The 5893-nt window shown below is 26.6% G+C and carries 13 protein-coding genes; all 13 read right to left on the bottom strand.

Features of this window, described 5'->3' with window-relative positions; genetic code table 11:
* Nucleotides 1–5: 5 nt before the first annotated feature.
* Nucleotides 6–197 (bottom strand): hypothetical protein, encoded by a 192-nt coding sequence (locus ACRDDY_RS18590; protein WP_438508863.1) that lies wholly within the window; start codon nt 195–197, stop codon nt 6–8.
* 29 nt (nt 198–226) lie between these two features.
* Entirely contained in the window at nt 227–793 is a 567-nt protein-coding gene (locus tag ACRDDY_RS18585; RefSeq protein WP_438566413.1) for a hypothetical protein, read from the bottom strand.
* Between the two features lie 47 nt (nt 794–840).
* Nucleotides 841–1233: a YopX family protein gene (locus ACRDDY_RS18580; protein WP_438510929.1), complete on the bottom strand. Its 393-nt coding sequence runs from the start codon at nt 1231–1233 to the stop codon at nt 841–843.
* Nucleotides 1220–1408 carry a hypothetical protein gene (locus ACRDDY_RS18575; RefSeq protein ID WP_438510928.1) on the bottom strand — a complete coding sequence of 63 codons (189 nt, stop codon included), beginning with the start codon at nt 1406–1408 and terminating at the stop codon, nt 1220–1222. Before ACRDDY_RS18575 ends, ACRDDY_RS18580 begins: the two co-directional genes overlap by 14 nt.
* Nucleotides 1409–1422: 14 nt before the next feature.
* Complete coding sequence (locus ACRDDY_RS18570; protein WP_438510927.1) at nt 1423–1605, bottom strand: hypothetical protein; 183 nt, start codon at nt 1603–1605, stop codon at nt 1423–1425.
* A gap of 11 nt (nt 1606–1616) precedes the next feature.
* The gene (locus ACRDDY_RS18565; protein ID WP_438510926.1) at nt 1617–1820 is read right to left on the bottom strand and encodes a hypothetical protein; all 204 of its coding nucleotides are present in this window, start codon (nt 1818–1820) and stop codon (nt 1617–1619) included.
* Nucleotides 1821–1829: 9 nt separating this feature from the next.
* Nucleotides 1830–2150: a hypothetical protein gene (locus ACRDDY_RS18560; protein ID WP_438566412.1), complete on the bottom strand. Its 321-nt coding sequence runs from the start codon at nt 2148–2150 to the stop codon at nt 1830–1832.
* A complete protein-coding gene (locus ACRDDY_RS18555) occupies nt 2150–2710 on the bottom strand; it encodes a hypothetical protein (protein WP_438510924.1) in 561 nt (186 codons plus the stop codon). The genes ACRDDY_RS18560 and ACRDDY_RS18555 overlap by 1 nt, the downstream gene beginning before the upstream one ends.
* Nucleotides 2711–2712: 2 nt before the next feature.
* The gene (locus ACRDDY_RS18550; protein WP_438566411.1) at nt 2713–2928 is read right to left on the bottom strand and encodes a hypothetical protein; all 216 of its coding nucleotides are present in this window, start codon (nt 2926–2928) and stop codon (nt 2713–2715) included.
* 1 nt (nt 2929) lies between these two features.
* A complete protein-coding gene (locus ACRDDY_RS18545) occupies nt 2930–3067 on the bottom strand; it encodes a hypothetical protein (protein ID WP_438566410.1) in 138 nt (45 codons plus the stop codon).
* 12 nt (nt 3068–3079) lie between these two features.
* Entirely contained in the window at nt 3080–4576 is a 1497-nt protein-coding gene (locus tag ACRDDY_RS18540; protein ID WP_438566409.1) for a DNA-primase RepB domain-containing protein, read from the bottom strand.
* A gap of 336 nt (nt 4577–4912) precedes the next feature.
* On the bottom strand, nt 4913–5353 hold the full coding sequence (locus ACRDDY_RS18535) for a hypothetical protein (protein ID WP_438566408.1): 441 nt from the start codon (nt 5351–5353) through the stop codon (nt 4913–4915).
* A gap of 218 nt (nt 5354–5571) precedes the next feature.
* Entirely contained in the window at nt 5572–5823 is a 252-nt protein-coding gene (locus tag ACRDDY_RS18530) for a hypothetical protein (RefSeq protein WP_438566407.1), read from the bottom strand.
* Between the last annotated feature and the right edge of the window lie 70 nt (nt 5824–5893).

The following is a 5893-nucleotide window of genomic DNA, read 5'->3' as shown; positions in this document are numbered from 1 at the left end:
TGATATTATTCAGATGGCTCTAAGTCATTATTTAATTTTGACATTAAACTATTTCTAGTCATTAGGCTAAAAATCATAGGTATTCCAACTTCGGCTCTTTTAGATAATTCTACCAATTTAGAATACTTAATGTCTCCATATTTTTCCACTTGCTCCTTAAGCCATTTTAGTATTTTTTCTTTTTTCTCTCTATCCATTCCGACCGTCGGAAACCTCCTTGTTTAATTTATTTTATGTCTGATAAATCATCCAAAAGAAAACTCATATCTTCTAGTTCTTTTAAAACAAATTTATCTGTCATTGAATTATTTCCTTTCCAGTAAACTACTTCTATAAGATAATTATAAGTTTCATCATCTGAATAAAAATATCTTCCATTACTATCATAAATTCTTTCTTTGTCTTTAGATAAGTATTTAAAATCAGTATCTTCCCAATCTCCACTTAATACTTCTGTTAAATCATCCTCATCTAGGCTGAAAATTGGAACTACACTTTTTACTTCAATACTTTTTTCCTTTAATTCATTTATAATAGCTTTCAATAACCTTGTATTTTTTCCAGTTACTTTTCTACATTTAACTAAGTGTTCATTTTGAACTTCTTCCAATTCAATATAAAAATATGGTATATCATCAAAGCCATCTATTCCTATATCTATAACTTTAAACCACATGCCATATATTTCATGAGTTTTTCCATCCTTTTCATCAAACATATCTTGATACGGATTCTCTCCATTCATTTCATTTTCATTTGTTATATACTTTCTTAATCTCATTTTGTAACTCATTTAATTCCCTCCATTTTTAAATTCCGACAGTCGGAATTTTATTAGATTCATTTTTCATAGATATTTCCTATTATTTCCATAATTTCTGTATCATGTTTTTTTATATAATTTTTTATAATTGGAAAAGTTGGTGTATTTTCAAGTAAAAAACAAAAGCCTTCTATTTCTACAAGTTCTCCAGAATCCATTCTTCTTTTCCATTTTCCATAACTACAAACAGTTATTATTTCCTCTTTGTTTTTATCCAATAATTTTAATTTATCTCCCTCATAAATAAAGTTACCATTTTTATCTTTGTATGAACTTTTCCTCATAATAATTACATCAGTAAATGGAATCTGTTGTGTATCTTCATTTTCAATACTTTCATTCCAATAGTTTATAGCATCAACTTGTATCATTTTTTTATTAATTTCATCCCAAACTCTAATCTCTAGCATTACTCCCATCCTCTTTCATTTCTTCAATCCAAATATATCCCTTTATACATTTTTCTAAATATTCTTTACGTAACCAAGCTATTTCAAAACTAAGAGGATATTCTTTAGCTATACGTCTTTTTTTTCTTCCTAAAAATACTTCATAGCTTTCAAAATAACAAACTCTATATCGCACTTATACCCTCCAACTTAACTATATACTTTCATTTTAACGCTAAAACCAATAAATTTAACTTTAACCACAAGATACTTTAATTTTTCAGTATTCTTTATAAATTTATATCTAACCTGGTAATTTTTTACTTCTCCATCAACTCCAAGTCTTCTGATTAATTGATCTAGCCAATATTTATTATTTGGAAATTTTTCCACTATTTCACCTCTTAATATTTTCTGAAAATTTTATCTATTAAATTTCTGTTGTCATGAACCTTGTGAAAATCTATAAAAATATACTTAAAACTATTTAACTTATTAACTTTTATAGCTTCTTTATTATCTTTATAGACTAAGCAATTATTTACAATTAATATAAAGTCAGATTTTAGAAATATTTTTTCTTTATAGTTATGAAATAAAAGTTTCATAATGTTGCCTCAATATAATTTACCATTATCAAAATCTACAATTGTTTTTACTGTCAACCATTCTCTAAGTAAGCTTTCTTTAACTAGATAATCTGTTTCTCTCATTCTACTTCTACCACCTCTTAAAATAGCTCTTACGACTTTTCTTAACTTTTCTACATCTTCTATTACATCAATTCCATATCGATACTTTTCTAAAGTTTTATCTTTATCGTATCTTCCAGCTTCTTCCAAGTTTGTTGTATATCCCTTCCCATCATGATACCAAAACATCAAGTATCTTTTTTTGTTACTTGTATCTCTACCATTTATAATTAAATATTTTTCCATTATCTAACCTCACTTTTATTCAATCTACTATTAAATAACCCTGAAAAAGTTTCACTTTTTGCAATATTTTTAATTTTTTTTAAATATATTTCAAACAGTTTAAAAACTTCATTTGTATCTTTAAATATAACTGGACTCCAATATGCTTTTTCCAATCCTTTACCAAAATCATACTCATCATGTAAGCTATAATTTTTGTCTTCTCTAATAGCTTTGATACACTTTTCAATAATAAAGCTTTCTTTATCTCCTCCACAACAAGGTCCTTCATAAATATCTATACTATTTCTAACAAATTTTTTTAAATCTCCATTTAAAATAAATTGATATGCCCATGTTTTCCTATTTTGTGGAACTTCCATAGCTTTTTTAAATACTGTTGCATAGTCCATTACAAACATTTGATATTTTTGAAAAATAAAACTTTTTTCATCAAAGCTATAATTTTCAAATTCTGATTTTATTTTATTAAAAAGATTTATATTATTTTCTAATGTTTCTCTATCAAAAGCATCTGTTAGAGATAAAAAACATCTTTCTATTATTTTTTCTATTTCCAATTTTACACCCCTTTATTTTTTAATGTAACAAACAAAATCAATAAGCCACTCAGAGATAAAAATAAGGATGCTACTAATGAAACATCCCATATTTTTTTGTTATTCTCTTTTCTCTTTACATCCAAAGTTGTAACAAAAACTGTTACTCCAGATCCTGTCATACAAAATCCAAATATTATAAACCAAACTTTCATAGCAACTAAGACTGCTTCACCCATTTTATGCCACCTCTTTGGCCTTACTTAATACCTTTCCTAATTCTTTTGCTAAAGTAACTTTAGCATCCATCTTTATATCTAATATATCTATTTTTTCTATCATTTGCTCTGTTATAAATTCTAATACTACCTCACTCATTTTATCTCTCCTCTAAACAAGTATTCTATACTTTAAAAAATCATAACCTTTATTTACATAATACATTTTCTCTAAATAATTTTTTGATTCTAAACTACTAACACATCTAGAAATAACACTTTGAGTAACTCCAATTTCTTTAGCCAGTGTAACTTCAGTAGGAAATATTATATAATCCTCTTCTTTTCTGGCATACTTTTTCATCAACACTAATAATTTAAATTCAGCTTGGCTAATTAATTTATGCATAACTAATCTCAATAATGCAGGACTTATCATTACATATCCTCTATTATATTGTCCTTTTCTGCTGTATACATAAATATCTCCACACTGTTCCACAAGTTTTTTATCTAATAAATCCTCCAAAACTCTTTTTCTTGTTTGGTCATGTAAAAAAACTTTACCAGTTTTTTTAGTAGTGCATTTATCTCTTATTTCGTCAAATGTTAATCCATCTGAGAATATTTGTAAAAGCCCTAGAAAAACTAACTCATAACCCGTTATATTTTCATAATTTTTCTCAAATATTTTTGTATCAAACTTTATCGGAACATTTCCAATATCAAGTTTAGGTTGAATTATTGGACTGAAGCATTTTTCTTTTTTACAAAATTTTTCAACTCCATCAAATTCACATCCTAATAACTTATACTCTTTATCCCAAACAGAATTGAAGTTTCTCTCAAGTTCAGAAAGACTTTCCATCGGTTTATTTTTTTTATTCCACATTTGTAAAATTTCTAAAGCTTTATTTTTATCTAGTTTCAATACATCTCTAAAATAAGAAGTTAGTCTTAAGATTGCTGAATGTCTATCACCTCTTTTAACTCCCGCTAACATTTTTGAGATACAATAAGACTGACACCTACTTGCTATTTTAACTAACTCTCCATTTGGTAGCTTTGTTAAAACCTCTGTAGCTTCACTATCCTCAACCACAAACTTTTCAAATAGCTCTAAAGAATATTCCATTCTATTAGTTTCTATAATCTCACACCATTTATCATTTTTTTTATTAACTGTTCCTGGTAACCTTAAAACTTTAGAATGAGTTGAAACTTTTGGATCTGCTCCAATCATTTTTGTTAGAGGTCTTAAAACTTTTATAACTTTTTCAGTTGAAACTCTTTCATCAAGAATATAATAAACATGATATCCATTTCCACTAGAAACTATATAGCTAGGTTTAACTTCAAATAACTTTATTCTTTCTCTCACTTCTTCAAGAGTTATATAATCAAAATCAAACCATAGAGCTTTAACATCTTCACAATTAATATTTTCTCCAGAAGTTTTCCCTTTAGAATTTTTTCTTTGACCTCTACTAGAAACTCCAAAATAACAATGTTTTTCTAAATTAGGTTTATACAATGCTATTAACTCATCTAAAGAACTATAGAAATAGTTTTTACTAGATGTATCTGTAATCTCCCTAATCTCTATAAGAAAATTATTATCTAGATTATCAAATATACTCTCTAAAAACTCTCTAGTTGTAAATTCCATGTATCCTCCCTAAGAATAATATAATAATAAATCTTGTATATACTTCTGTATTCATTTTTTCACATTTTTTCAAAAGTAACCCAATAAAATCAATGGTTCCATTTTAAAAAACCGTATTCATTTTTTCACATTTTTTCTTTTCATAAATTCCAGCTATTTTTGATGAAGCTGCTTATGCAACCAATCATACTAAAATTCATTTTAAGCTATATTTTAAGTCCTCTTTAATATTTGGCGATGAAGTTATAACCTAATATAACCAACCACCTTAAAATGGATTTTATAAAGCCTATTTACTTTTTATTTTTTTGTGATATAATCTTATTAAATTAAATTTTAAAAATTTATTTGTAGAGATCCAGTTGCACCTGGGTCTTTTTTATTTAAAGCTATTAACGCTTTATCTAGTTCATTACTTCTTTTAGTTATTCTCGCTTCAGATTCATTCCAATACATTTGTGCTTCCATTCTATTATTATCATCCTGTTCCTCGTAATAAAGTGTATCTTCTATATACTTCTCTGTAAATTTGCTAAGTTCATTTATAAGACTTTTGAACTCTTCATCCTTAAACTTATTAGCATAATTTTTTAACTGCTTTATATAACTTCTCACACCCTTTATATAATTCTCTCTTACTTCATCATCCATAGCATCTATATTTTCAGCTATCCTATGATGATTTTTCCCTGTTAAAACTACACAATGCATATCCATACTCACTGCTAATAGTTCTCCAGGTAAGCTCCTTATTTTTCCTCCTTTATTAGTACCCATTTTGTTTCCTCCCCATTTATACTTTATTTTAGAGATTTTAAACCTCTATTGAAACCACCAAATTATCTTGGGGGTGATATTAAACTTCTACGGGGGTAAGTTAGAAGCTTAAATTGATGATTTCAATGGAGGCGATGATCCGAATGATCATCTGTAAGTGAAAGCTTAGAATATAAAAATTCAAATCTTTAAATTCTTATATTCTAACACCTGGTACACTACTTCCAGATGCTAAAAACTAAAGAAATTATTGATAAAATTAAAGCTAAATATGAGTTTAAATTACTTCTTTCACTCTGTGCTTTAGTATAATAAGCTCTTGATATATCTACAGCTTTTTCATATTCTAGTCTATCTATACGACTTTTTAATTTTCTTAAGTTTACATCTGGATATCCAATCTTAATTATTTGACCTTTTTTTACAATTCTTAAAAAACTATTTACTTTAAAATTACTCCGTTTTTTCATCAAGTATTACTCTCCTTTTATTTATAATTGCTTTTTTTATTGACTCTGCTGTTATTATATTTTTATTTTT

The sequence above is a fragment of the Clostridium sp. genome, assembly GCF_051656525.1.
Taxonomy (GTDB): domain Bacteria; phylum Bacillota; class Clostridia; order Clostridiales; family Clostridiaceae; genus Clostridium.
Note: the sequence above shows the minus strand (reverse complement) of the source record. Positions and strands in the feature narration are given on the sequence as shown.

Bases quoted from the DNA above. Each gene is read 5' to 3' on its own strand.
- ACRDDY_RS18590 (WP_438508863.1), bottom strand. From the start codon at position 197: ATGGATAGAGAGAAAAAAGAAAAAATACTAAAATGGCTTAAGGAGCAA.
- ACRDDY_RS18585 (WP_438566413.1), bottom strand. From the start codon at position 793: ATGAGTTACAAAATGAGATTAAGAAAGTATATAACAAATGAAAATGAA.
- ACRDDY_RS18580 (WP_438510929.1), bottom strand. From the start codon at position 1,233: ATGCTAGAGATTAGAGTTTGGGATGAAATTAATAAAAAAATGATACAA.
- ACRDDY_RS18565 (WP_438510926.1), bottom strand. From the start codon at position 1,820: ATGAAACTTTTATTTCATAACTATAAAGAAAAAATATTTCTAAAATCT.
- ACRDDY_RS18560 (WP_438566412.1), bottom strand. From the start codon at position 2,150: ATGGAAAAATATTTAATTATAAATGGTAGAGATACAAGTAACAAAAAA.
- ACRDDY_RS18550 (WP_438566411.1), bottom strand. From the start codon at position 2,928: ATGGGTGAAGCAGTCTTAGTTGCTATGAAAGTTTGGTTTATAATATTT.
- ACRDDY_RS18545 (WP_438566410.1), bottom strand. From the start codon at position 3,067: ATGAGTGAGGTAGTATTAGAATTTATAACAGAGCAAATGATAGAAAAA.
- ACRDDY_RS18540 (WP_438566409.1), bottom strand. From the start codon at position 4,576: ATGGAATTTACAACTAGAGAGTTTTTAGAGAGTATATTTGATAATCTA.
- ACRDDY_RS18535 (WP_438566408.1), bottom strand. From the start codon at position 5,353: ATGGGTACTAATAAAGGAGGAAAAATAAGGAGCTTACCTGGAGAACTA.
- ACRDDY_RS18530 (WP_438566407.1), bottom strand. From the start codon at position 5,823: ATGAAAAAACGGAGTAATTTTAAAGTAAATAGTTTTTTAAGAATTGTA.